The sequence below is a fragment of the Brevundimonas naejangsanensis genome, from assembly GCF_003627995.1.
In the GTDB taxonomy this organism is placed as follows: domain Bacteria; phylum Pseudomonadota; class Alphaproteobacteria; order Caulobacterales; family Caulobacteraceae; genus Brevundimonas; species Brevundimonas naejangsanensis_B.
This window is the reverse complement of the sequence record NZ_CP032707.1, coordinates 2496146-2520233: the sequence shown is the minus strand read 5'-3', so window position 1 is coordinate 2520233 and position 24088 is coordinate 2496146. Positions and strand designations below refer to the sequence as shown.

The 24088-nt window shown below is 64.9% G+C and carries 18 protein-coding genes and 2 pseudogenes; 10 read left to right on the top strand and 10 right to left on the bottom strand.

The features are described from left to right. Nucleotides 1–182: 182 nt before the first annotated feature. Both D8I30_RS11830 and D8I30_RS15135 read left to right on the top strand, forming a co-directional pair. The gene (locus D8I30_RS11830; protein ID WP_205570712.1) at nucleotides 183–983 is read left to right on the top strand and encodes an HD domain-containing protein; all 801 of its coding nucleotides are present in this window, start codon (nucleotides 183–185) and stop codon (nucleotides 981–983) included. Nucleotides 984–1092: 109 nt separating this feature from the next. Next, nucleotides 1093–1236 (top strand): annotated as a pseudogene (locus tag D8I30_RS15135) (hypothetical protein); the annotation flags it as partial. Between the two features lie 45 nt (nucleotides 1237–1281). Here D8I30_RS15135 and D8I30_RS14845 read toward each other — a convergent pair. Both D8I30_RS14845 and D8I30_RS11820 read right to left on the bottom strand, forming a co-directional pair. Continuing rightward, nucleotides 1282–1581 (bottom strand): hypothetical protein, encoded by a 300-nt coding sequence (locus D8I30_RS14845; protein WP_240387235.1) that lies wholly within the window; start codon nucleotides 1579–1581, stop codon nucleotides 1282–1284. Nucleotides 1582–2045: 464 nt separating this feature from the next. Then, nucleotides 2046–2321, bottom strand: coding sequence for a metal-sensing transcriptional repressor (locus tag D8I30_RS11820; protein WP_121482919.1), 276 nt, complete (start codon nucleotides 2319–2321; stop codon nucleotides 2046–2048). Nucleotides 2322–2386: 65 nt separating this feature from the next. Between D8I30_RS11820 and D8I30_RS11815 the strand changes: the two genes are divergently transcribed. Beyond that, nucleotides 2387–3727 carry an MFS transporter gene (locus tag D8I30_RS11815; protein ID WP_121482918.1) on the top strand — a complete coding sequence of 447 codons (1341 nt, stop codon included), beginning with the start codon at nucleotides 2387–2389 and terminating at the stop codon, nucleotides 3725–3727. Nucleotides 3728–4320: 593 nt separating this feature from the next. On the opposite strand, the gene D8I30_RS11810 is transcribed toward D8I30_RS11815, so the two are convergent. The 5 genes and pseudogenes from D8I30_RS11810 to D8I30_RS11790 all read right to left on the bottom strand — a co-directional run bounded on the left by D8I30_RS11810 (nucleotide 4321) and on the right by D8I30_RS11790 (nucleotide 11368). Continuing rightward, complete coding sequence (locus D8I30_RS11810) at nucleotides 4321–5958, bottom strand: S41 family peptidase (protein WP_121482917.1); 1638 nt, start codon at nucleotides 5956–5958, stop codon at nucleotides 4321–4323. A 98-nt stretch (nucleotides 5959–6056) separates the two neighbouring features. After that, nucleotides 6057–6422, bottom strand: a complete 366-nt coding sequence (locus tag D8I30_RS11805) for a hypothetical protein (protein WP_121482916.1) — start codon at nucleotides 6420–6422, stop codon at nucleotides 6057–6059. A 55-nt stretch (nucleotides 6423–6477) separates the two neighbouring features. Then, nucleotides 6478–9527: pseudogene (locus tag D8I30_RS11800) on the bottom strand (efflux RND transporter permease subunit). 65 nt (nucleotides 9528–9592) lie between these two features. After that, entirely contained in the window at nucleotides 9593–10660 is a 1068-nt protein-coding gene (locus D8I30_RS11795) for an efflux RND transporter periplasmic adaptor subunit (protein WP_121482915.1), read from the bottom strand. Nucleotides 10661–10741: 81 nt separating this feature from the next. Continuing rightward, a complete protein-coding gene (locus D8I30_RS11790; protein WP_121482914.1) occupies nucleotides 10742–11368 on the bottom strand; it encodes a TetR/AcrR family transcriptional regulator in 627 nt (208 codons plus the stop codon). A gap of 47 nt (nucleotides 11369–11415) precedes the next feature. Here D8I30_RS11790 and D8I30_RS11785 point away from each other — a divergent pair, with 47 nt between their 5' ends. From D8I30_RS11785 to D8I30_RS11775, 4 genes are all read left to right on the top strand, one after another. Next, entirely contained in the window at nucleotides 11416–12906 is a 1491-nt protein-coding gene (locus D8I30_RS11785) for an efflux transporter outer membrane subunit (protein ID WP_121482913.1), read from the top strand. Next, on the top strand, nucleotides 12894–14180 hold the full coding sequence (gene fabF, locus D8I30_RS11780) for a beta-ketoacyl-ACP synthase II (RefSeq protein ID WP_121482912.1): 1287 nt from the start codon (nucleotides 12894–12896) through the stop codon (nucleotides 14178–14180). Before D8I30_RS11785 ends, fabF begins: the two co-directional genes overlap by 13 nt. 300 nt (nucleotides 14181–14480) lie before the next feature. Continuing rightward, nucleotides 14481–14639, top strand: coding sequence for a hypothetical protein (locus D8I30_RS14495; RefSeq protein ID WP_162938894.1), 159 nt, complete (start codon nucleotides 14481–14483; stop codon nucleotides 14637–14639). A gap of 150 nt (nucleotides 14640–14789) precedes the next feature. Then, nucleotides 14790–15965, top strand: coding sequence for an acetyl-CoA C-acyltransferase (locus D8I30_RS11775; protein WP_121482911.1), 1176 nt, complete (start codon nucleotides 14790–14792; stop codon nucleotides 15963–15965). Between the two features lie 278 nt (nucleotides 15966–16243). On the opposite strand, the gene D8I30_RS11770 is transcribed toward D8I30_RS11775, so the two are convergent. Together D8I30_RS11770 and D8I30_RS11765 are read right to left on the bottom strand one after the other, a co-directional pair. Then, nucleotides 16244–17533: a peptidoglycan DD-metalloendopeptidase family protein gene (locus D8I30_RS11770; protein WP_121482910.1), complete on the bottom strand. Its 1290-nt coding sequence runs from the start codon at nucleotides 17531–17533 to the stop codon at nucleotides 16244–16246. Nucleotides 17534–17539: 6 nt separating this feature from the next. Further along, nucleotides 17540–18625 (bottom strand): GlxA family transcriptional regulator, encoded by a 1086-nt coding sequence (locus D8I30_RS11765; protein WP_205570711.1) that lies wholly within the window; start codon nucleotides 18623–18625, stop codon nucleotides 17540–17542. 118 nt (nucleotides 18626–18743) lie between these two features. On the opposite strand from D8I30_RS11765, the gene D8I30_RS11760 reads away from it, so the two are divergent. The 3 genes from D8I30_RS11760 (at nucleotide 18744) to D8I30_RS14490 (ending at nucleotide 22409) form a co-directional block, all read left to right on the top strand. After that, the gene (locus D8I30_RS11760) at nucleotides 18744–21242 is read left to right on the top strand and encodes a heavy metal translocating P-type ATPase (protein WP_121482909.1); all 2499 of its coding nucleotides are present in this window, start codon (nucleotides 18744–18746) and stop codon (nucleotides 21240–21242) included. Between the two features lie 64 nt (nucleotides 21243–21306). Beyond that, entirely contained in the window at nucleotides 21307–21756 is a 450-nt protein-coding gene (gene cueR, locus D8I30_RS11755) for a Cu(I)-responsive transcriptional regulator (RefSeq protein WP_121482908.1), read from the top strand. Between the two features lie 515 nt (nucleotides 21757–22271). Further along, nucleotides 22272–22409: a hypothetical protein gene (locus D8I30_RS14490; RefSeq protein ID WP_162938893.1), complete on the top strand. Its 138-nt coding sequence runs from the start codon at nucleotides 22272–22274 to the stop codon at nucleotides 22407–22409. A gap of 76 nt (nucleotides 22410–22485) precedes the next feature. Here the strand turns inward: D8I30_RS14490 and D8I30_RS11750 are convergent, their stop codons facing one another. Further along, nucleotides 22486–24039, bottom strand: a complete 1554-nt coding sequence (locus D8I30_RS11750; protein ID WP_121482907.1) for an efflux transporter outer membrane subunit — start codon at nucleotides 24037–24039, stop codon at nucleotides 22486–22488. Between the last annotated feature and the right edge of the window lie 49 nt (nucleotides 24040–24088).

Sequence of the window (24088 nt, the reverse complement as noted above, 5' to 3'; positions counted from 1 at the left end):
GATAGCGCTCTCCTATCCGAACTGCCCGGCTCCTCTCGAACGACTGAAGCGCGAGTCCGCACCTTCCTGAGCCTAATTCGCACGAAACGGTCGTTCCTTGGCGCATAGCCATATTGTTCCGACTTGCACAAAACTCACCTGGGTGTATTTCGTGCGAGATGGAACAAAACTAGGGGGCCAACATGAATCGATCCGAGGCCAAACCGGCTGCAATGGGCACGCTTGCCTGGGGCGAGGCGAACGCAGGAGAACTTGCAGCAGCCGAAAGATGCCGACTGCTCGGCAATCTGGCCTATGTGCAAATGCTTGAGACGCTCGATTTTCTAGGACAGCGGCTAGGATTGCTCCGCCCAACGGATACCCCCCTCGAAGCTTTAATGCCGCCGCAGACCGCTCTTGTCGCGGATGCATTAGAACTGGCGACCACGACGCACCAGCAGGCACTCATCCTCCATAGCTGGAGGACCTACTTCTTTGGCGCAATGCTCGCAAAACAAGAACGCATCGAGTTTGATAAATCTATTTTCTTTGCCTCAGCCATACTGCATGACGTCGGATTGACTGATGACCATTCACCAACCCTGTGCGCTCGTTGCTTCGCAATAAGTGGCGGCGAACGCGTTCACCAATACCTGATCGCCAAAGGCCATCCACCGGAACTCGGACGGAATGTTGGGGATGCCATTGCTCTTCATTTGAATGCTTGGGTGTCGAAAAGACGGCACGGGGCGGAAGCTCACCTCCTGTCGCGGGGTGCGTTCTGTGATCTATTCGGGGCCGGCCGACGCCGGCTGACGCAGAGAAGCCTTGAACAGGTTTTGACGCGCTTTCCTCGCGATGGCGTCATCGATGCGCTGAAGTTTGAAACAGCTAATCATCGCCAGGGCACCCGGGCGGCGATCATGACGGGGATTTCAGGCGGCAAGGCACCCCCGGATCCATTCCAACATGTTTCAGGAGAAAGACGGGACCTCAGAGATTGAAGCACAGCCTTAGAAGCGCACGGTCACATGACCATCCGCCAAGGCTGGAGCCAACATCGGCGCCGGCGTCAATGCACAATGGCATAAACAACACGGAGCGAGAACTTATATGGGGGCCAGCACAAGACGAAGCGGAGCTGGCGGGCGTCCCCGCAAGTACGATCCGGAAAGCGCGCTTCGCAGCGCGATGGATCTTTTCCGGATGCGAGGCTTTGCCAGCCCATCGATGGCGGACCTAGCACGGGCGGCGGGCGTGCACCGCCCAAGCCTCAGTGCAGCTTTCGGTGACCGCAAGTCCCTATATCTTGCTGCGATTGAGCTCTTCCGAAGCGACCTCCGCTCTCGGGGCGAAGCGACGCTTGCCCAACCGAACATACGCTTGGCCGTTAAAGCCTTCTTTGATGCGATCATCGACGTTTACGCCGGCGGCGATAATTCTGCTCCTGGCTGCCTCGTTTTCTGCACTACGCCGGCCGAAGCGGCGCACGATCCGGAGATTAGGGCAGTTCTTGCGGCCACATTGGATGAAGTAGACACCCTGCTCGCCGAGAGGCTCGGGAAGGCCGAGGGAGAAGGTCAACTGATTGGCGCAGCTCATGGATTAGCGCCGCTCTTAGCTGCGCTTCTGCACAGCTTGGCGATACGCGCGAGAGCGGGCGAGGGACCGGCTCGCCTCAGGGAAATTGCAGAGATCGGGATTGATCAGCTTCTATCCGTGACCCCCACAGGGGCGACAAGGTGACGGCGTAAGCACCCGAGCGCAGTAAGAGAAGTCGCGGCGCGGGCAGTGGCCCGGCCAGCGAAGCAAGGCGGCGGCGATCCCATCGCCGAGGACGGCCGCCACGCTGCAGAAACCTGAGGAGCAGGCCCGTCAAGGTCAACGAGGCGGTCCAAAGACATCGCGGAAACGGTCATGGCCTCGTTTCACTGACCGTGCGCACTCTAACGACAAGGCGGCGTCGGATGCGTCTCCCCGGCAAACGGCCGCGACCGCGCGCACGCCACCTAGCTTCGCCAGCGGTGAATTGGCAGGCGACGCGCGCGCGTCCGAACGTCTGTCCACTACAGGTACTTCGTCACCGCGCGGAACTCCGCCATCGCCTGCTTCGCCGCGACCGGCTCGCCGTCAGCGGCATGGGCCAGGCAGTGGTCGATGTGGTCGTGGATTAGAGTCTTCTTCGCAGCCGCGACCGCCTTTTCAATGGCGTGAAGCTGTTGGGCGAGATCAACGCAGGCCCGCTTGTCCTCCATCATCTGAACGACTGTGCGCAGATGCCCCTCGGCGCGCTTGAGGCGTTTGATAATTTCCGGGTGCGACGCATGAGAGATGTGTGCCATGCGTTTAACCTTTCCCCCTGGTAGGGATAAGTCAAACGCCTAAACGCCGCGCTGAAAGCCACTTGATGTTCTCCCCGCTCCGGAACGCCGCTTATCGCCACCTTTTTATCGCCCAGGTCGCGGCCCTGCTGGGCACCGGCATGGCGACCGTGGCGTTGGGCCTGCTCGCCCATGAGCTGGCGGGGGCTGGAGCCGGTGAAGTCCTTGGGGTCGCCCTGGCGATCAAGATGATCGCCTATGTCAGCGTGGCGCCCTTCGCCAGCGCCCTGGCCGCCCAATTGCCGCGCAAGACCTTACTTGTTTCGTTGGACGCGGTGCGCGCAGCCGTCGCCGCGTTTCTGCCATTCGTGAATGAAGCCTGGCAGGTCTATGGCTTGATGACGGTGCTCTTTGTCGCCTCCGCGGCCTTCACACCGGCGTTCCAGGCCATGATTCCCGACCTGCTTGACGATGAGGGTGAGTACACCAAAGCCCTATCGCTTTCCCGCCTGGCTTCCGATCTGGAAAGCGTCGCCAGTCCCGTCCTGGCGGCCGTGCTGCTTTCGGTTATCAGCTATCACAGCCTGTTCGTCGGCACGGCGTTCGGCTTCATCCTATCCGCCGGCTTCGTCGTGACCGCGATTCTGCCTCGATTCTCTGTCGCTCAGACCTTGCCGTTCCTCCGCCGCCTGACCGGGGGCGTGAGGTTGTTCGTGCTGACACCGCGTCTGCGTGGATTGCTCGCGGTCAGCCTGGCGACTGCGGCAGGCGGCGCCATGGTCTTCGTCAATACGGTCGTCCTGGTGCAGTCGAACTTCGGATTGTCGCAACAGGCCACCGCCTGGGCCTTGGCGGCTTTCGGGGGCGGATCGATGACGGCCGCCGTGCTTCTGCCCAAGACCCTGGAGCGAGCTACGGACCGCAGCACCATGGTCGCGGGTGCGTTGCTCATGACGACGGTGCTGATCGCGGGCGCTCTGTTCGCGCGCAGCTACCCGATGCTGATCGTGCTCTGGATCATCATGGGCTTCGGCTATTCCCTGACCATTACCCCTGCTGGGCGCGCACTGCGGCGGTCATCGACGGCTGAAGAGCGTCCCGCTTTGTTTGCGGCCCAATTCGCCCTGTCGCACGCCTGCTGGCTGATCGCCTATCCGGTGGCCGGATTGGTGTCAGCGGAGGCCGATCCACAGGCTGCCTTCGTGGTGCTCGCGGCGCTGTGCGGCTTCGGCACGCTCCTGGCTCTGGCCGTTTGGCCCGCCCATGATCCCCAGAATCTATTGCATCATCACGATGAGCTGGACCCGGATCATGAGCACCTCAATGAAGGAACGCGTCCTGACCCCGCTGGAGTTGCGCACGTCCACCCGGTCGTGATTGACGACAATCACCGCCGGTGGCCAAAGCAGCGTCGCTGCGCCCCGTGAAGAAAGAGGGCGTGCCTCAGCGGCGGGCCCTCGTCTCATAGGCTGTGATTGCCGTCAGGCGACGTTTGACCTGAGTGTAGACACCCTCTGACCTGAGGGTGATGGGAACCGGTTCGCAGGTGCGATTGCCCCAGAACCAGCCGTGGCTGCCGGCGAAGGCGGCCGTCAGGACGCCTTCCCTTCACGTTGGGACGAGCGCTTGCCGTTGCCGTGGCAGGACACGCCCGGCCGATCGGCGTCGGTGTCAAAGTTGATCTTGCCGCCGCAGCTGTTCCGGTCAACAACGCCTTAGCGTCTTCTTCCATGACCAATTTGATCTCGGCGCCCTGGTCGGGCTGGAGCGTGAGGACGTTTCGACGATGCGCGCCGCACCCGGCGCCGCAAGCGCGGACGCGGGCGTCGTGGGCGTGGAAGCGGCGGTAGTGACGGCCGGGCCGTCATCGGCGTTGCCTTACTCGCCGCCGCGTCGGCTGCGGCGTCCGCCGCCGCTTCCTCGGCAGCGGTAAGATGTACAACCAACCACACTCCACACCAACGCACCTGCCATGACAGGCAACCGGACAAAGTCTTGGCCCAAGCGCAACTGCCACAAACTAACGGCTAATCGGCAAGGAAAGCAGCCCTTGTTCGTGGAGAGCATTGATTGCTCGCACGATCTGAGCCTGTCCGCCGTCGCGCAAATCGGCCAGCGTGCTTTCGCTTTCTACATCAGGTCGCATGCCAACAGCCTGGGTCGCAAACGGGCGCTCACGACTGGGCGCGAAACGATCAGCGGCGACTAGTTCAATCAGCGCCATTTCGTCTGTTTCTCCCGTCTTCAGTTCGCTGTCCGGGTCGAAAAATGCGAAGCTTTCGCTCGCGCTGATGCTGAAATCTGAGTTCGGCAAAGCATATCCTTTAGAGCCGGCTTCAAGGCCGCCACCTGCGCCAATCGTGCGTTCGCCAACAAGCATCGCCTTGCCTGCCCACAACCACGCCGCCATGTGCTCCCCTGCAGATCGCGTCCCCGCATCCGTCATGACCACGATGGGTTTCCGGCTCACGACGTGCCCGCATGCAGGATCGTCCGGTTGCGCCACAAGCTTCAGGACCCCCGGTTTGCCGGAAGGAAATACGTCAAACGTCGGGATCGAAGCTGACGTCATCGCGGTGGCGAGCAGCTTCGCTATACGGCCGAAACCGCCCATGTTTCCGCGCAAATCCACGACCATCAGATCCGCCTCGGCGGCGACAGCGTCAAACTCTGCAATGAAGTTTCGAACTACAGCGCAAAAACCGGCGATCATCGCCTGTTCTTCACTGACGCCCGGCGCCGACTCCGCCAGCGCATTGGCTTCGTTGAACGCGGCGTCGAACTGCGGAGCAAAAAGCCCCAGCCGGACAGTGCCAATGCGCATGTCGGCGGCGGAAAAAATGCGTGGCAAGTCGCGCTGCTCGACCGCTTCCACCATCGCCGCGGCGCGCTCCTCCGTCATGGGCTGATAGTGGAGCGTGACTTTACGCGGCGCGCTTTCTCCGGTCTGCACCGTCAAAGACACCGTTTCACCGATGCCCTGGATCTCATGGGTCGCGCGTGTGCCCATGCCTAGATTGAATGCGGCCTGGGCCGCTCTCGACCGGCGGTTCCCGCCGAAAGTAACCGCCTGAACGCGATCAAGCCAAGCCGCCGCCGGCATATCGTTAACAGACAACACGACGTCGCCTGACTGGACGGAAGCGGCGCTCATGTCGAACAGGCGCCAGACAATCATCTGATTGTCGCTGGACGTACGAAACAATACGCCCAAGGTTTCAGTTCTTCCCGCTCCGGGACCTTTTAACGAAACGTGATAGTCTTGAAGACCTGATAGCGCAAATACGAGATCTTCTGCGGTAGATGCGGGTGGAGGCGCCTCGTCTGACCAAAGAGCATTCGAGCCCTGAACTTCTTCCGGATAGGCGCTACGGTATCGCTCTACATAAGCAAAAGAGGGGTAGGTGTCTCGCAGGTACGCGCGTAAGGCGGCGCCAGCGACGGGCGGGGTCGTCGTCAGCGACGCGCTCTGCGGGGCTTCCTGAACGACCTTATCCAGAGAGCCTCTTGGGGCCTCAGCCTTGACGAGGTCCGCGGATGTTAAGGAGCACAGGACAGTAGCTGCCGCCAAGACGGCAAGCTGCGGCGCAAGCATATTTTTATTCACAGTTGAACCCTCGCGGTTTGGTTGGCCGCTGCTTCGTTGTGGGGCGGTCATCCTTGTCTATCCGATCGCGCCCTGTCCAAAGGAGAGACCCGGCGCCCTATTAGGGACCGGGTCATCGCCCACTCGAGATTGACCTGAGTTGGCTCGTCTCAGCAGGGATAGCGTTCAGCCATCCACTCGCGCACGGCCTGGGTGACAGACATCCCCCGGCGGCTTTCGGGGATTGCTTCGAAACGTTCCGTGATCGAGCGGTCTGTCACGGGGACCTTCTCGGGCAAGCAGATCGTCCGGGGCTGCCCACGAGCGACCAGGCCCGCCTGTTCTGCGCGAATTTCGGCCATTGATCCCCGCAATTGTTTGAGGAGATGTCGCATCCCCGGATGCAGGAGCGCGGTTGGATTTCTGGGAATGCTGTCGGCAGTCGCCAGGAACTCCCGTACGGTTTCTGCAGCGGCAGCTGGCGTTGAGAACAACAAAGCCACGGATGCGGCACAAGCCAAACCAATTCTATTCATGATTTAGTCCCTATATTGAGCTGTTGAATCCTCATTACAAAAACTGATGGCGCTGCTACGTGGCGCTGCTTCCTAATATCGATCCGTCTTGCGCGACCAGGTGCTTCGCTGTTGAGGGTTCGGTCGAAGGTCGCCGGACGAACCAGAGGACGTACAGCGCCGGCAGGAAGAAGAGCGTCAGCAAGGTTCCGACCAGGGTGCCGCCGATGAGAACCACGGCAAGCGCCCCCCAGAAGGTCGACAGCGTCAGGGGCAGGAAGGCGAGCACAGCAGCCAGCGCGGTGAGCAGAACCGGTCGAGCACGGCGGACGGTCGCCTCGACCACGGCCTCGACCTCATCCAGCCCCCGCGCACGTTCGGCCTCGATCTGATCGACCAGGATCAGAGTGTTGCGCATCAGGATCCCGGCCAGACCGATAAGGCCCAAAATAGCGTTGAAGCCGAAAGGCGTGCCGGTGATCATCAAAGCCGGAACGGCGCCGATCAGGCCCAGGGGGCGGTGGCGAACACCAGGCCGGTCATCCTGAATGACCGTGTCTGGAGCATGATGACGGTCAGCATCAGGATGATCATCGGCGGGAAGAGCGGCGCCAGGGCGGCGCTGGCCTTGGCCGATTCCTCGACTGAGCCCGCTGTTGTGATCTCATAGCCTTCCGGCAGGCTGGCCTTCAGATCCTTGAGTCTGGAGAGAATGGCAGCCGTTACGACCGGCGGCTGGACATGGCCCACGATGTCGGTCCGCACTGTAATCGTCGGCCGTCGATCGCGCCGCATCAGGATCGGATCCTCGAAGCTCGGCGTCAGCCGGGCGACGCCGCTGAGCGGGACCGGCCGCCCATCCGCCGTGGTGATGACCAAGCTATCGAGCCCGTCGAGATTCCTGCGGTCCTCCTGATCGGCGCGAACGACGACATTGACCGTGCGATTATCGGTTCGCATCTGAGAAACGGTGACGCCGGACATAAGGGCGCCAACCTGCTGCGACACGCTGGCGGGGTCGAGGCCAAGAAGCCTCAGGCGCACCTCGTCGAACTCGAGCCGTACGCTGGGAGCGCGTTCGCCCCAGTCTGCATGCACCCCGACAGTGCGAGGGTCGGCCCTGACGATGTCGGCGGTCCGGGCCGCGATCTGACGCAGCTTGTCGGGATCGGGACCGGAAACGCGGAAGGCGACGGGATAGGGCACCGGCGGCCCGAACAGCAGGGTGGAAAGACGAACCCGAGCCTCCGGATAGGCGCCGGCTTCAATGCGCTCGGCTATGAGCCGGCGCAGTTCGTCGCGGTCCTCGCGACCCTCGGTCAGGATGACCATCTTGGCGAATGACGGGTCCGGCGATTCAGGATTGGCTGACAGGAAGAAGCGGGGGGCGCCGGCCCCGACATAGGAGTCGACGTACAACGCCTCGTCGTGGCGGCGGATATCGGTTTCAATGCGGGCGACCAGAGCCTCGGTTGCACGAATGCTCGTGCCCTTCGGCATCGCCACCTCGACCAGGAGTTCGGGCCGGTCGGAGTTTGGGAAGAACTGCTTGGGCACGACGACCGCCATCAGTCCGCCCGCGATGACCAGGGCCGCCACGACGGCCAGAGACACCTTGCCCCGGCTGGCGACGGCCCGGCGGACCCACCCCCTGAACCGGTCATAGCGCCTGGTGGCGTAGAGGGCGTCGTGACCGCCCTCCTCCACCTTGATCTTCGGAAGCAATTTCACGCCGAGATAGGGGGTGAAGTAGACCGCCACGACCCAGGATACGAGCAGGGCGAAGGCGACGATCCAGAAGATGTCGCCGGCGTATTCTCCGGCCGTTGATTGGGCGAAGCCGACGGGCAGGAAGCCGATCACGGTCACGAGAGTGCCGGTGAGCATGGGCGCGGCGGTCGCCCCCCAGGCAAAGGTTGCAGCAGCGGTTCTGTGCATCCCTTCCTGCATCTTCACCACCATCATCTCGATGGCGATGATGGCGTCGTCGACCAACAGGCCGAGCGACAGGATCAATGCGCCCAGGGTGATGCGATCGAAGTCCCGGCCCGTCATCAGCATGATGACAAAGACGGCCGACAGGGTGAGCGGCACAGCGGCGGCGACCACCAGACCGACCCGGAATCCGAGAGCGAGCAGGCTGACGATCATGACCACGCCCAACGCCATGGCGAATTTCAGCATGAACTCGTTGTAGGCGTGGGCGATATTCTTCGACTGATCAGCCGTCTGCGTTATCGTCATGCCCACAGGCAGTTCCGCGCGGATGGCGGCGACCTCGCGGGCCAGCGCCCCGCCGAGCACGGTGCCGTTCCAGCGTTCGCGCATCACCACGCCCAGCATGATGGCCGGCGCACCGTCGTGCCGGACCAGATAGGCCGCCGGATCGGCATGGCCGCGCCTGACCTCAGCGATATCGCCCAGCCTAAAGCTGCGCCCATCGATGGCGACAGGCGTATTGCGCACCGCCTCGACGCCGTCGAAGGCGCCGCCAAACCGGATGTTGACCGACTGGGAGCCCGTCTGGACCGTAGCGTCGCCGGTCAGCAGGTTCTGGCGGGCCAGGGCCCCGATGATGCGGTCGGGTGTGACGCCGAGCGTGGCGAGCCTGCGGTTCGACAGTTCGACGAAGATGCGCTGAGGCTGTTCGCCGATGACGGCGACCTTCTTGACGCCCTCGACCTGAAGCAGTCGCTCGCGCAGAATCTCCGCCTCCTGGACCAGTTCACGGTGCGGCATCCCCTCGGCCTGCAGAGCGAACAGGGCGTAATAGACGTCGGAGTATTCGTCATTGATGATGGGGCCGATCACGCCGCGCGGCAGGTTGACGGCCTCGTCCTGAAGCTTTTTGCGAGCCTGATAGAACTCATCCTGAACGGAGCCGGGCGGCGTGGAATTCAGCAGCGCCAGTGTCATGGTCACGACGCCGGGCCGCGCGAGCGTCTCCACGCGGTCATAGTAGCGAAGTTCCTGCAGCCGCTTTTCAAGACGGTCGGCGACCTGGTTCTGCATCTCTTCCGCTGTCGCGCCCGGCCAGACGGCGGTGACGGTCATCGCCTTGATGGTGAAACCCGGATCCTCTGCACGTCCCAGTTTCAAGAAGGCGAAGGCCCCCGCCGCGAGCACGGCCAGAATCAGGAACAGGGTGACCGAAGGGTGACGGACGCCCGCCGCCGAAAGATTGGGAATCTTCACGGACGCACCGCCCTGCTTGGAGCCGCCAGGCGGACAGCTTGGCCTTCGCGGAGCCGATTGGCCCCCAAGATCACGATCCGCTCCCCGGCCAGGAGCGAGCTGCTGGCGATCGACGCAGTTTCTTCGCCCAGTCGGGCGACCCGGACCGGCCGGAAGCGGACCTTGTTGTTCTGCACCACCCAGACACCGGGACCCGAGCCCGGATCGTGGAGCGCCGTCAGCGGCGCCTGGATCTCAGCCGACGTCGCGCGGGGCAGCTCGACCGTCACGGTCGATCCCAGCGGCAGTTCGGACTGGCTGAGGACGAAGCGGACGTCGAACGTCCGCGTCAGGGGGTCAGCGACACCCGCGACCTCGCGAAGCTGGGCGAGGATCGGCGTGGTTGAGCCGTACAGATAGGCGCGACCGTTTCGCGGCAGGGTGGCGAGCTGTGTTTCCGGCACCGCGATCGCAGCCTCACGATTGCCGGCACGCGCCAGTCGGAGGACCACCTCGCCGGGCGCGATCACCTGCCCCGGCTGCGCCAGGACGTCGGTGACGATGCCGTCGGCATCCGCTAGCAGAGAGCCGTAGCCGGCTTGATTGCCCGCCCGACGCGCGCTTGCACGGGTTGCCGCGACGGCCGCCTGGGCCGATTCCGAGGCAGCCAGAGCGGCGTCATAGGCGGACCGAGACACAGCGCCCGCGTCGAGCAGCCGGCGCTGACGCGTTTCCTCCGCGACAGCTTGAGCCGCCCGAGCTTCGGCGGATCGCAACTGATCGCGCGACGCGCTGGCCTCCAGCTGCAGGTCGGTCGCGTCGATGCGCATCAGAACCTGTCCGCGCCGAACGCGCTGACCAGGATCAACGAGGCGCTGAACGACCTTGCCGCCGACGCGGAAACCCAGGTCGCTTTCCGTCCGGGGGCGAACGACGCCGGTGTAGCGAAGGACCGCGGCGTCGGCCTCGCCGACCAGAGCTGTTCGAACGAGCGGTCGCGCGTCGGCCGCCGGCACTTCGGACCTGCAGGCCACGAGCGCAAGCGCCCCGAGAACTGCTGGTGCGGCGAGACGAATTCTTGACATGGCGAGCCTGAGAGAGCGTTGCTTTCTCGCTCCCCTATCGCCATCTTCGCCGCATTAAAAGATGAAAAATGACAATTTATATCACTTTTTCAGGCCGGACAGGATCAGCTCGCAAAGCCGATCGCTTGTGTCCGCCAGGCCCTCGTGCACGAAAGCTTCGACCATCTGCGGATGCCACACCCTCGTGAGGGCGGCGCATACTGTGTCGGCCAGCCGCTCCGGGTCAGCCTGGATCAGTTCACCCGACCGCTGCCCCTCCATGATGACGTGGCGCACCGCGCCTCTCAGCCCCTGCATATAGGTCTTGACGACGGGCCACTGCTCGCGCGCGGCGACCGCGCATAGATGATGCATTCGTTGCTGGCTGAACAGGCGCAACATCATTTCTTCCAGCACAGCGCGACTTAAGGCCGGAAGGGCCTCGCTCGCCGGCCGCACCGCACGCGCCTCGATCCAGGCCCTGTCCTCAATGCTCGAGAGGCTCCGGCCGGCGATCGCTTCGTCGATCGCCTGCCGGTTCGGAAAGCTTCGATACAGATTGGCAGGCGACATGCCCAGCTCGCGAGCCACGTCGCCCATCGTGGTCTTCTCGAACCCGATCTGTTCGTAAAGGCGCTGCGCCGCGTCAAGAATCTCTTCTCGCCGATCTACAGCCGGGCGCCCGGGACGTTTCACGCCGAGCTCTGGGCGGTGCGTCTTGCTATCCATGAAAAATAATATATTCCATCATTTTATTATGAGCAAGGAATTTCGCCATGAGGGCGCCTCTACCTGCCATCCTGCTGGCCACGATATCGCTGCCAGCCTGCGCGAGCCAGTCGTCCCCCACGCCGCTTGTGGATCTGCCCAGGACGTTCGCCGCTGCGACAGTTGAAGCTGGCGGTTTACGGCCAGCCCGCCTCGAACCGGACTGGTGGCGCGCTTTCGGCGACCCCGTTCTCGATCGTGTCGTCGAGGGAGCCCTGCTCGGCAATCTCGATATAGAGGCGGCCGCGGCCCGGCTGCAGCAGGCCGCCGGGGCGTCGCGGATCGCGACCTCCAACCACCTGCCATCCGCCACGTTCAGCGCATCCGGATCGGCTGGGCGACAGTCCCTGGAAGATCCCTTGGCGCGGATCGCGTCGGCGTCTCCTGACTACGACAGAAACCGCGACCTCTATGGACTGGATGCTGCGGCGTCCTGGGAATTGGATCTCTTTGGCAGATTGTCAGTTGCGCGGCGCGCGGCTGTATCGGACCAGAGGGCTGCGGCGATCGACGTTGAAGGCGCACGTCTCAGCGTCGCCGCAGAGATCGCGAGCGCCTACATCACCGCCCGCGAACTTCAGACGCGCGTAGCAATCGCGCAAGCGCGGGCGCGCACCTCCGACGAAGTGCTCGAATTGATCGCCCTGCGCCATGAGGAAGGCGCCGCCTCCCGCCTGGAACTGGAGAAGGCCCGTGCCGACGCCTCGGCGTCGAGGGCGCTGCTTCCGCTGATCGAAGCCGGACGCGACGAAGCGTTCAATCGCATCGACCTGCTGTCCGGACGCGCGCCGGGCCATGCTGCGACCATTCTCGGCGGGGGCGTCATTCCGCCTGCGCTTGCGGTCACAACCGACGACGAGCCCGCCGCCCTACTGATTCGCAGGCCCGACATCGTCGCGGCCGAGAACCGACTGGCGGCGGCGGACGCCCGCCTCACCGAAGCCGTCACGGCCTATTACCCCCGCCTCACGATCCAGGGCCTGGCGGGGTTCCTTTCTTCGGGACTGTCCGGACTCATATCCGAGGACACGCTGCAGATCGCGGGTTCGGCCGGGCTGTCGGGACGTCTGCTCGACTTCGGCGCGGCGCGCGGCGGGGTGGATATTGCGCAAGGCCGAACGCGCGAGGCCGCCGCCGCCTACCGCTGGACGGTCCTGCGCGCCGCATCAGAAGCCGAGGACGGCTTCTCCCGTCTCGCGCGGGGCAACAGGCACGCTCTGGAGGCGACTGAAAGCCAAGCCGCGCTGGCGCGAGCCAGCGCGACCGCGCGGACTGCCTATGATCTGGGCGGCCTGAGCCTCAGGGACGCTCTGGATGCTAAACGCCGCCTTCTCGAAGTAGAGGACGCCGCCGCGGCAGCACGCGCCGACGCCTCACGCGCGACAGTCCGCTTGTTTCGCGTGCTGGGGGGCGGATGGTCGGCCGCCCCGTCAAGACGGGCTTCACCCGAAACCTGCCCACGATCGGTCAACCTGGAGACGGCCTCATGCATCGCGTAGTCATCACTGGGCTCGGCGTCGTTTCGCCGCTGGGCTGCGGAACGGAGCTGGCCTGGTCCCGCCTTATTGCCGGACGCTCCGGCCTGCGTCGCCTTCCCGAGGCGATCGTCGCCGATCTTGCCTGCAAGGTCGGGGCTATGGTCCCAAGCATCAACGAGGATCCCGAGGGCGGCTTCGATCCCGACCGCTATATGCCTCATCGCGAACAGCGCCGTGTGGATCGCTTCATCCAGTTGGCTATCGCAGCCGCCGATGAGGCGATCGCCCAGTCAGGGTGGTCGCCACAGACCGAAAGCGAGAGGCAGCGCACGGGGACCATCATCGCCTCAGGCGTGGGCGGTTTCCCGGTGATCGTGGACGCGACGCGCGTCACCGACAACCAGGGCGTCAAGCGACTCTCCCCTTTCACCATCCCCTCCCTGCTGGTGAATCTCGCCGCCGGGCAGGTTTCAATCCGTCATGGTCTGAAAGGGCCGCTCGGAGCGCCGGTGACGGCCTGCGCCGCAAGCGTTCAGGCGATTGGCGATGCAGCGCGCCTGATCCGCACCGGCGAGGCGGACGTCATCGTGGCTGGTGGTGCAGAAGCTTGCATTCACACGGTCAGTTTCGGGGGCTTCGCGGCGGCGCGCGCGCTCAGCACCCAGTACAACGATACGCCCATGGCGGCCTCGCGACCGTTCGACGAGGGCCGCGACGGCTTTGTCATGGGCGAAGGCGCTGCCTGCCTTGTTCTCGAATCCTGGGAGCACGCAACGGCGCGCGGCGCGACGATCCTGGCCGAGGTCCTGGGCTATGGAACAAGCGCGGACGCCCACCATGTGACCGCAGCGCCTGAGAACGGAGAGGGCGCCCAGCGCGCCATGCGGATGGCGCTCGCGCAGTCCGGTCTCGCCCCGGAGCAGATCGGTTACCTGAACGCTCATTCCACCTCCACTCCGGTAGGGGACCGGGGCGAGCTGAATGCGATCCGCGCGGTCTTCGGATCAGGCGCCGGCCCCGCAATATCCTCGACCAAATCGGCGACTGGCCATCTTCTCGGCGCCGCAGGGGCGCTCGAGGCGGTCTTCACGATTCTCGCCCTTCGGGATGGGATACTGCCGCCTACGCTGAACCTGCAGAGACCCGACGCGGCGGCCGAGGGGCTTGATCTCATCGGAGCCCACGCTCGCCGCACCCAGGCCGTTTACGGGCTTTCAAACGGATTCGGGTTCGGGGGCGTGAACGCTTCCGTGATCTTCGCCGTGGCGAAGCCTGCCGCCAGTGAACAGACTTAGGCGGGGGGCGTGATGAAACTGGTTCTGAAGATTTTTTGCGGGCCTCGCCGGGCTAGCGATGTTGGCCGTGATCGCGCTCGGCGGTCTTGTTGTGGCAACAGCCCCGCGCCCGGCGCGCCCGGTCGGGGTCGCCGAGGCGCTGGCGCCAGGCCCCGGGCACAAGCCGATACACGTGACCTATTCTATCCCCCCCGGTGCGAAGCCGCGACCCGTCGGGCTGAGCACGCAGTTCGCCCAACTCGCGCCGAAGGCGGCGATCGCAGGCGGACCCCATCCGCTCATCGTCATCTCGGATCGGGCTTGGCGGCGGCTCTGGATGACCAGGCGATGACGCTGCTGCGCCAGCGGGGCAACGCTGGCGCGCGCCTCAGCGTCGCCGAAAAGAACATTCCCGCGATGCGGTTTTACGCCAAACGCGGATGGCGCCGGTGGGGCCGCGACCAGATCAGCCGGGCGTGATCTATTTGGGGAAAGCGACCACGGCGGACACCCCGATGCCAAAGGCATCCCCTCCAATGGCTTCCGCTTTGACGGGTCAACGCGCCCCCGCCTCCTTCCTTCAACCTTCACCTCCCGGCGCCCTGCGGCCCCGGACAAAGGACGCTCGCCATGCCGGACCTCGATCCCGTCGTCATCGCCGCCGCGGTGCGCACCCCGCTAGGCCGGCAGATGGGAGCGCTAGCCCCCCTTTCCGCCCCTGAACTCGGGAGCCACGCGCTCTCCGCCGCCCTGGCCCGATCGGGCGTGGAATTCAGCGACGTCGATGAAGTTCTGCTGGGCTGCGTGCTGCCGGCCGGCCACGGCCAGGCCCCGGCCCGGCAAGCGGCGCGCGCGGCCGGTCTGCCCGACGGGGTCGGCGCGACGACCATCAACAAGGTCTGCGGCTCGGGCATGAAGGCGACCATGCTCGCCCATGACCAGATCCTGGCTGGCTCGGCCGGGGTTATGGTGGCCGGTGGTATGGAGTCGATGTCGAACGCCCCCTACCTGCTGAAGCGTGCGCGCGGCGGTTACCGGGCCGGCCACGACCGGGTTTTCGATCATATGATGCTGGACGGGCTAGAGGATGCCTACGAGCCGGGCCGGCCAATGGGCGACTTCGGCGAGGCCGCAGCAGAGCGGTTTGGGTTCGACCGGGCAGCCCAGGACGCCTACGCGACCGAGACTCTGGAGCGGGCCCGCGCCGCCGTGACCGAAGGCGCCTTCCGGGCCGAGATCGCCCCGATTTCGGTCGGCGGCATCGTGGTCGAGCACGACGAACATCCGCTGAAGGTGTCGCCGCAGAAAATCCCTCTGCTGAAGCCTGCGTTCCGGGCCGATGGGACCATCACCGCCGCCAGCGCCTCCGCCAACGCGGACGGCGCCGCCGCCGTCGTGCTGACCCGACGCTCGCGAGCCGAGGCCATGGGCCTGCCGGTCCTGGCGGCAATTCGCGGCCACGCCGCCCACGCCCAGGCTCCAGCCTGGTACACGACCGCGCCGATCCCGGCGATCCGTAAGCTGTTGGAACGCGTGAACTGGAGCGTCGAGGACGTCGATCTGTTCGAGATCAACGAGGCGTTCGCGGTGGTGGCCATGGCCGCCCAATCCGAGTTGGGCGTCCCGCGCGAGCGGCTGAACGTGCACGGCGGCGCCTGCGCCCTGGGCCATCCCATCGGCGCGACGGGCGCGCGTCTGATAGTCACGCTCCTTCATGCCCTCGAGCGGCGCGGCGAGACCCGCGGCGTCGCCGCCCTGTGCATTGGCGGCGGCGAAGCCACGGCCGTGGCGATCGAACGGATCTGATCGGCGACGGCGCAGACACGCGCCTTCAAGCCGGCTCTCCCACATTTCGGCGAACTGCTCCTTACTGAGCCGTCGCTCTACGCAACAGCGATGCCGAAGCTTCTATCGGGAGCGCTCGCATCGCGCGACCGCCGCCGCGACGAAGCGGCGGCCCGGTCTGGCGGAAAGCGGAGGGGGACGCGGCTCTGGGGAAGCGGACCGTCACACATTGCCGGCGCAAGAACTATCCTAGACCGAGACCCGCCTCGCCCGCCGGGCCTAGAGAGCCGCTCCTCCGTCTAAACTTGCGACCGGTCGAAGTTAGCGAAGTCAATCCGCGCCCCGCCGAGAGGAAGCTCACTTCGCCGGTGCTCCCGACCATGAGCCGTATGAGCCCAGAATTCGTCCAGCACATAGGGCAGCCCCTCGCTCGTGAGAATTTCGGGCCCGTTGCTCACATGAAAATGCAGATGGGGCTCGCGGCTGTCGCCAGAATTGCCGATGTGGCCCAAAATCTGTCCGCGACGCACTCGGTCTCCGGATCGCACGCGGATGCTTCCGGGCTTGAGGTGGGCATAGTGTGCGTACTGACCGCCGCCCAAATCCAATACGACCATATTCCCCGCGCTTGTGTCGAGGGAGACCGGAATCGCTGGTGAAAACCCTGCCGACGTCCGCGGAACATTGTCGGGGAAGCCGTCCGCCGCAAGCGCCACCACGGCGTCGGCCACCGCCATCACGGGCTGGTCATAACAGTGATAGGATCGCGGATCGGCGGGGTCTCCACTGAAAGTTGCGCCTTCCAAATAGCGCTTCCAGTCGATCGCATACCGCCGCGCCAGACACGTCGCACCGTTGAACACAATCAGGCCGAAGCGGTGATGTGATGGTTTCGCCGGCCCTCCGTCGGCTACCCAGCCTGTCCCGCCCACCGGCGGGAGCAGCCTTTTCAACTCGGTGCTTGTGGCGCGGACCGTCGGACCCGCGACGGTCCCTGCCTCCAGCAAGATACGATGGCTCACCCGCTCCGGCGCCGGCTGTCCCGCCTCCACACTGTAACTCAGGAAGGCGACAGCGCTCCCGCCTCCAGGCAAAACTCTGCTTTCGCTCCCGCCAATCGCAAGAGCCCGCCGGCCCAAAGGCACAAGAAGGCCAGCCAGGTCACGCCCGCTCACCAGGGCCAGAGAACCAAGCTCCAGCCGGTCCGGATCGTGCACTTCGATTGCACGGATCGGCAGGCCGGAGCGGCCGTGGTTGCGCAGGTGGACCTCATAGACAAGATGCAGTCGCCGTTCAGCTGGAAAAGCGGTAGGCTGGTGCAGCACGGCGACTTCAAGTTGCGGCGGGAGCCAGTCGGGAGCTTCTCCCTCGCCGTCCTCAGAATTGGCGACCAAAGTCATGCCGCAAGCGGGGCATTCTCCGGGTGCGTCGAACACCAAACCGGTCATAGCGCATCCGCACGGCACGCAGATCCAGCCCCGCGCCTGGTGCGGCAGTCTTTCGTCAGCGAGAACCGGGGCAGCCACCCCTGCGGCGGCAGCTCCCAATCCGGCCTGGATCACCAGCCCGCGTCTCGTCCAGATGCTCATTGAACCCTATCCCTTCAGGACTTTGCCGACATTCGGCGGACATAATTTGAATCTTTGCCGGTAGGCCTCAGGTCGAACGCCGAGGCGCCGCTCAAATGCACGCGCGAAGGCGTCATCGCTCGCAAAGCCGACGTCGGTTGCAATGGTCGCAATCATGTCGTCACTGCTTTCCAGTCGCTCTCGCGCGGCGGCGATCCTGAGACTCTCCACGTGCCTAGCCGGCGTTTCCCCGATTTTCCGAGTGAACACTCGAGAAAAGTGGCGCGGGCTCATACCCGCCTTGGCGGCGAGCACCTCTGCCCTCAGGTCGCTTTTCAGGGCTGACCGCATTTCCACGACCAGATCGGCGAGCCGATCTCCCGCCCGCATCTGCATCGCCAGCGGTTCGGAGAACTGCGTCTGCCCCCCCGGCCGTTTGAGAAACATCACGAGTTCCCGAGCCACAGCAAGGGCGGTGCGTGAGGTGCAGTCCTCTTCGATCAAGGCGAGCGCCAGATCCATGCCAGCGGTGATGCCCCCGGACGTATAGATCGGCCCGTCCTTGACAAACAGCGCGCCAGGCTCAGGGCGGATGGCGGGATGGAGACGGACCAGATCTGTCATAAATCGCCAGTGCGTGGTCACTCGCCGTCCGTCCAGCAAACCCGCGGCAGCCAGAGCGTAAGCGCCGGTACAAACAGACACGACCCGCCGGGCGGTTTGGGAGTGTTTGCGGCACCAGGCGGCGGCGGCGTCCAGGTTCCTCGGTTCGCGCAGGCCGGCGCCACCGGGAACGATGATGGTGTCATAGTAGGCGTTCAATGACGCCTTTCCCCCGGCGCGAAAGATGACGCCGGACTCCGAGCGAAACTCCAGGCCGCTCAACGCCACGATATCAATTCGGTAATCGGGACCACCATGAGCGCGGGCTTCTGACAATGTTTCGAGCGGGCCGACAAGGTCGAGTGCATTCACGCCGTCGAAGCCCAGCACGGCCACGGTGATCGGCCGATCTGCATGAGAGGGGGTCTGGCTGCGGGCGGGCGGCATAGCGCTTTTGTAGACCGCAAGGCCTGAGGTCTGAAAGGACCCATATCCGACCTTTTCGGCCATTCGAACCGCCGGCGGCGCCGCCTCAAAGCATCCATAAAAACTGGTGTTGACCTTCCTATGGTTGGAAGCCTCAACCTCCGTTCGAACTTGAAATTAGGAACGAGAAAAGGAGGCGGCTATGAATGCTCCCGTTCGAGCAACAGACTTCTTCGGAGCGATATCGCTCCCCATCGAGGGCATGACCTGCGCGTCCTGCGTCGGTCGCATTGAAAGGGCGCTGAAGGCCGTTCCCGGAGTTGAAACCGTTTCGGTCAACCTGGCGACGGAACGGGCGAGCATCACGACGAATTCGGGCGTCGCCCGCGCCAGGCTTGTCAAAGCCGTCGAAGATTCAGGCTATTCGGTGCCGGAAGAGACCTCAGGCTCAGCCGGCGCCACTGAACTTTCGATCGAAGGCATGACCTGCGCCTCCTGCGTCGGTCGCATCGAGCGCGCCCTGAAAGCGATCCCCGGCGTGACGGAGGCGGTCGTCAACCTGGCGACAGAGCGCGCCACGGTCCAGGGACGCGTCGACGCCAAGATCCTGATCTCCGCCGTCAAGGACGCGGGGTACGAGGCCAAACTGGTCGGTCTGTCCGCCAGCAGTGGCGATGAGAACGCCGCGCGCGCGGCCAAGAAGGACGCGGAACGCCGCGAACTGACCCGCGACTTCACCGTCGCGGCGGCGCTCACCTTGCCGGTCTTCCTTCTGGAGATGGGATCGCACCTCATTCCGGGCGTGCATGGCCTCATCGAGTCGACGATCGGCATGCAGAACAACTGGTACATCCAGTTCGTCCTGACGACCCTGGTCCTCTTCATTCCGGGCATCCGCTTCTACAGCAAGGGGCTGCCGGCGCTGTGGCGTCTGGCTCCGGACATGAACTCGCTGGTGGCGGTCGGTTCACTGGCCGCCTACGGCTATTCGCTGATCGCGACCTTCACGCCGGGCGTACTTCCGCCCGGCACGATCAACGTCTATTTTGAAGCCGCCGCGGTCATCGTGACGCTGATCCTTCTGGGTCGCCTGCTCGAGGCTCGCGCCAAGGGGCGGACCTCCGAGGCGATCAAGCGACTGGCAGGACTTCAGGCCAAGACGGCGCGCGTCCGCAAAGACGGCCAGACAATCGATCTCCCGATTGACTCGGTCGTCTCGGGCGACATCGTCGAGGTGCGCCCAGGTGAACGTCTGCCTGTCGACGGCGAGGTCATCGAAGGCGCCAGCTATGTCGACGAGTCGATGATCACCGGCGAGCCGATCCCGGTTTCCAAATCGGCCGGCAGCGTCGTTGTCGGCGGCACCGTCAACCAGAAGGGCGCGATCGCCTACCGCGCCACGGCCGTTGGCGGCGACACCGTGCTCTCGCAGATCATCCGCATGGTCGAGGAAGCCCAGGGCTCCAAGCTGCCGATCCAGGCTCTGGTGGACAAGGTCACCATGTGGTTCGTGCCGGCGGTCTTCCTCGTCGCGGCGCTGACCTTCGCGGCCTGGCTCTTCTTCGGCCCTTCGCCTGCTCTGACCTTCGCCCTGGTCAACGCCGTCGCCGTCCTGATCATCGCCTGCCCCTGCGCCATGGGTCTGGCGACTCCGACCTCCATCATGGTGGGCACCGGACGCGGCGCAGAACTCGGCGTGCTTTTCCGCAAGGGCGAAGCCCTTCAGCTGCTGAAAGACGCCAGGGTCGTGGCGCTCGACAAAACCGGCACCCTGACGGAGGGCAAGCCTTCCCTGACCGATCTGGAGTTGGCCGCCGGCTTCGAGCGCTTGAACGTTCTGCGCCTCGTCGCCGCAGTCGAGGCCAGGTCGGAACACCCGATCGCCAGCGCCATCGTTGAGGCGTCCACAGCGGAAGGCCTCACCCTGCCGGCCATTTCGGATTTTGAATCCGTCACCGGCTTCGGTGTCAGAGCCATGGTCGATGGACAACGCATCGAGATCGGCGCCGACCGCTACATGGTCGAACTCGGCCTTGACGTGTCGGCGTTCTCCTCGGTCGCCGAGCGTCTGGGAGACGAAGGCAAGTCGCCCCTCTACGCCGCGATCGACGGCAGGCTTGCGGCCATCATCGCCGTCGCTGACCCGATCAAGGCGGCCACGCCCGCGGCCATCAAGTCCCTGCACGCCCTTGGTCTCAAGGTCGCGATGATCACCGGCGACAACGCCCGCACGGCAGGGGCCATTGCTGCCCGACTGGGCATCGACGAGGTGGTGGCCGAAGTCCTGCCTGACGGCAAGGTAGAGGCGGTTCGCCGCCTCAGGGCCGCATACGGCAAGGTCGCCTTCGTCGGCGACGGCATCAACGACGCTCCGGCCCTGGCCGAAGCTGACGTGGGCCTCGCTATCGGCTCGGGCACCGACATCGCCATCGAGGCAGCGGACGTGGTCCTGATGTCGGGCAGCCTGCAGGGCGTGCCCAATGCGATCGCCCTGTCCAAGGCGACGATAGGCAATATTCGCCAGAACCTGTTCTGGGCCTTCGCCTACAACACAGCCCTGGTCCCGGTCGCGGCAGGCCTTCTCTACCCTGCCTACGGCGTCCTGCTGTCGCCCGTCTTCGCGGCCGGCGCCATGGCCCTGTCGAGCGTCTTCGTCCTCGGCAATGCGCTGCGGCTGCGCTCGTTCAGGGCGCCCCATTGACAATCCGTTCGGCGGTTGGTCCGGCTTTTGGATCGACCGCCGCACGCGTTCAGGGAGAATACCGATGAACATTGGACAGGCTTCCAAGGCCTCCGGCGTTTCCGCCAAGATGATCCGCTACTACGAGCAGACCGGCCTCATTCCGGCTGCCGACCGCAAGCCTTCCGGCTACCGAGACTATTCGGACACCGATGCCTATATGCTGCGCTTCATCCGGCGGGCGCGCGACCTCGGGTTTTCGATCGCAGAGATCAGCGACCTTCTCGGCCTGTGGCGCGACGAGACCAGACAGAGCGCCGAGGTCAAGCGAATGGCGCAGGTCCACATCGAGGGACTGGAAAAGAAGATCAAGGGCCTCCAAGACATGGCCCGTACGCTGACCGTGCTCGTCAACGCCTGCCATGGAGACGACCGCCCGCACTGCCCGATCCTGCAAAGCCTGGAGACCGACGCCAAGGACGAGGATCGAACCATCAAGCCTCGCCGCGGCGCCGTGGCTCGTCTCGTGCAATGAACGAAGACCACAGCGGCGTCTCAGCACGCCGCTGCAGGCCGCTCCGCCTCCGCAATCCATGCCGCGTAGTGTCGCCCTCGAGAAGGCACGGACTCCGGGGTGAGGGCCCGTGCCCGAACGTCATCACCGCTCAGCAAGGCCAGATCGCGATGATGAAGGCCGGGTTGGCCCCAAGAATCAGGCCGGACGGCAGGACGTCCTCGCCTGCCGAACTTCAAGCGCGCGGCACGCCGGCGCGCTTTCTTGTATGAGGCATGGGCACTGAGGCTGGGATGGGCAGGCGGAGCTCTTGGTTCCCGGCGCTGTCTTCCTGAATGCCGCTGGCCCATGTCGCTCCGGACATAGGCCCGCTTGGCTGGCGGCCGCTTTCGCAGAATATCTCCCGCCGCCGCTTCTCACGCCTCAGGCGCCCGAGCCGCCAGCCTCGAAGGCCGACCTGGGCCTGCGACAGACCCAGGTTCCCCACGCCGTCGCCCACTCGCCTCGCCTGGTTCAGCTGCACATGAGGATGCCAGATGCGTCGGATCGCCTGGAAACCTGAAGGCTTCCGCTGGCGGAACGCGCTTCCCACGGAATGCCGGATGGCGACACCGTGGGACATGAGCCGGGCGCTCTTTGAGCACCAGCGCATCCTCATCAGCGCGCCGTTGTGATGTGAGGAGCGCGGCAGCCTTGTCGCACGGAAACAGACGCAAGTCTTGAGGACGGCGAGCGACCGATCCTGAAGTTTCAGGCTTCAGGTTCGACAGGACGGGCTGCCGTCACGGAGTGCTCCGCCCATCCGCCGCCGAGAGCCTTGTAAAGGTCGACGTGATTGCTCAGGCGCATCAGGCGGGCACGGATCAGCGCCTGCTGCGAACCGTAGAGTGTTCGCTGCGCGTCAAGGACGGCGAGATAGCTGTCCTCGCCCTCGCGGAACCGTTGCTCGGCCAAGTCGTAGGTCGTCTGGCTCGCATCGACACGCTGCATTTCCGAGAAGATCTGGTCGCTGAACGTCCCCTGCCCGGCCAATCCGTCCGCCACTTCGCGGAAGGCGACCTGAACCGCCCGTTCATAGCGGGCGACTTCGATCTGCTTGAGGAGATGCGCGCGATCGAGGCTCGCGCGCAGAGCCCCGCCCCTGAAGAGCGGCGTGGTGATCTGAGGCCCGAAGCCCCATGCCCGGGTCCCGGACGAAAACAGGCTGTCGAGATCGCTGCTGGCCGACCCGATCGACCCCGTCAGGCTGACGGCCGGGAAGAAGGCCGCCCTTGCGGCGCCGATATTGGCGTTGGCCGCAATCAAGGCTTGTTCCGCCGCGCGAATATCCGGACGACGAATGAGCAGCTCGGACGGCAGGCCGGGCGGCAGATCGGCCATGGCCAGATCGTCGGGCAAGGTGTCGGCCCCATCCAGACTGGCGCTCAGTTCCGGCGTGATCGGGCGCCCCAGAAGAAGAACCAGAGCATTCCGGTCCCGCGCCGCCTGCCGCTGGTAGGCAGAGCGATCCGCCTCGGCGCCGCGCAGGGCGGCCTCGGCCTGGTGCATGTCGATCCGCCCCGCTTCACCGGCCTCGGCGCGCTGCCGGGTTAGAGCGAAGGCGCGTGTTTGCGTTGCGACCGTTTCCTCGGCGAGACGCAGCATGGCCTGGTCGGCGCGCAGCGTCAGATAGGCGTTGGCGACCTCCGCCATGAGAGAGAGCTGAACCGACAACCGTGTCTCCTCCCGGGCAAGATAGGCGGCCAACGCCTGATCGTTCAGGCTGCGGACTCGTCCCCAGAGATCGAGTTCCCAGGCCGAGACGGCGCCGGACGCCTGGTAGGCCCGGGTGATCTCGGGCGTTCTGGGCGCGGCGAGGTCGCTTGGCGTGCGCTGCGACGTCGAAGTCGCGACGCCGTCCACCCGCGGCAGCAGTTCGGCGCGCCGCTCGCGATAGGCCGCCCGCGCCGTCTCGACGTTGAGCGCCGCGATCTGGATGTCGCGGTTGTTGTCGAGGGCGCTCTCGATCAGGACCTGCAGGATCGGATCCTGAAAGAAGTCGCGCCAGCCGATATCGGCCGCCAGGCTGCGCATCGCAACGGCGGCCGCCGGATCGTAGGCGTCCCCGGTTGGATAGGCATTTGCGACGGGCGCCTCAGGGCGTTGATAGACCGGCGACAAGGCGCAGCCGCCCAACAGGGCGAAGGCCGTCAGCGTCGCGGCATGACGCAACGCCCTCAAGGAATGGGCGCCGATGCGGGGACGTGAGGGCCCGGAGGGCACGAAGTCGCTTCGCGGCGAGGCTGCAAGAGGAACAGCAAACATGGCGGTCCTTAGAAATAGGAGTGAAAGCCCGACCATCCGCCGCCGACCA

Coding starts and splice junctions, on each gene's coding strand:
- D8I30_RS11830 (WP_205570712.1), top strand. CDS start 183: ATGAATCGATCCGAGGCCAAACCGGCTGCAATGGGCACGCTTGCCTGG.
- D8I30_RS14845 (WP_240387235.1), bottom strand. CDS start 1,581: ATGAGCTGCGCCAATCAGTTGACCTTCTCCCTCGGCCTTCCCGAGCCT.
- D8I30_RS11820 (WP_121482919.1), bottom strand. CDS start 2,321: ATGGCACACATCTCTCATGCGTCGCACCCGGAAATTATCAAACGCCTC.
- D8I30_RS11815 (WP_121482918.1), top strand. CDS start 2,387: ATGTTCTCCCCGCTCCGGAACGCCGCTTATCGCCACCTTTTTATCGCC.
- D8I30_RS11810 (WP_121482917.1), bottom strand. CDS start 5,958: ATGACCGCCCCACAACGAAGCAGCGGCCAACCAAACCGCGAGGGTTCA.
- D8I30_RS11805 (WP_121482916.1), bottom strand. CDS start 6,422: ATGAATAGAATTGGTTTGGCTTGTGCCGCATCCGTGGCTTTGTTGTTC.
- D8I30_RS11795 (WP_121482915.1), bottom strand. CDS start 10,660: ATGTCAAGAATTCGTCTCGCCGCACCAGCAGTTCTCGGGGCGCTTGCG.
- D8I30_RS11790 (WP_121482914.1), bottom strand. CDS start 11,368: ATGGATAGCAAGACGCACCGCCCAGAGCTCGGCGTGAAACGTCCCGGG.
- D8I30_RS11785 (WP_121482913.1), top strand. CDS start 11,416: ATGAGGGCGCCTCTACCTGCCATCCTGCTGGCCACGATATCGCTGCCA.
- fabF (WP_121482912.1), top strand. CDS start 12,894: ATGCATCGCGTAGTCATCACTGGGCTCGGCGTCGTTTCGCCGCTGGGC.
- D8I30_RS11775 (WP_121482911.1), top strand. CDS start 14,790: ATGCCGGACCTCGATCCCGTCGTCATCGCCGCCGCGGTGCGCACCCCG.
- D8I30_RS11770 (WP_121482910.1), bottom strand. CDS start 17,533: ATGAGCATCTGGACGAGACGCGGGCTGGTGATCCAGGCCGGATTGGGA.
- D8I30_RS11765 (WP_205570711.1), bottom strand. CDS start 18,625: ATGGCCGAAAAGGTCGGATATGGGTCCTTTCAGACCTCAGGCCTTGCG.
- D8I30_RS11760 (WP_121482909.1), top strand. CDS start 18,744: ATGAATGCTCCCGTTCGAGCAACAGACTTCTTCGGAGCGATATCGCTC.
- cueR (WP_121482908.1), top strand. CDS start 21,307: ATGAACATTGGACAGGCTTCCAAGGCCTCCGGCGTTTCCGCCAAGATG.
- D8I30_RS14490 (WP_162938893.1), top strand. CDS start 22,272: ATGCGTCGGATCGCCTGGAAACCTGAAGGCTTCCGCTGGCGGAACGCG.
- D8I30_RS11750 (WP_121482907.1), bottom strand. CDS start 24,039: ATGTTTGCTGTTCCTCTTGCAGCCTCGCCGCGAAGCGACTTCGTGCCC.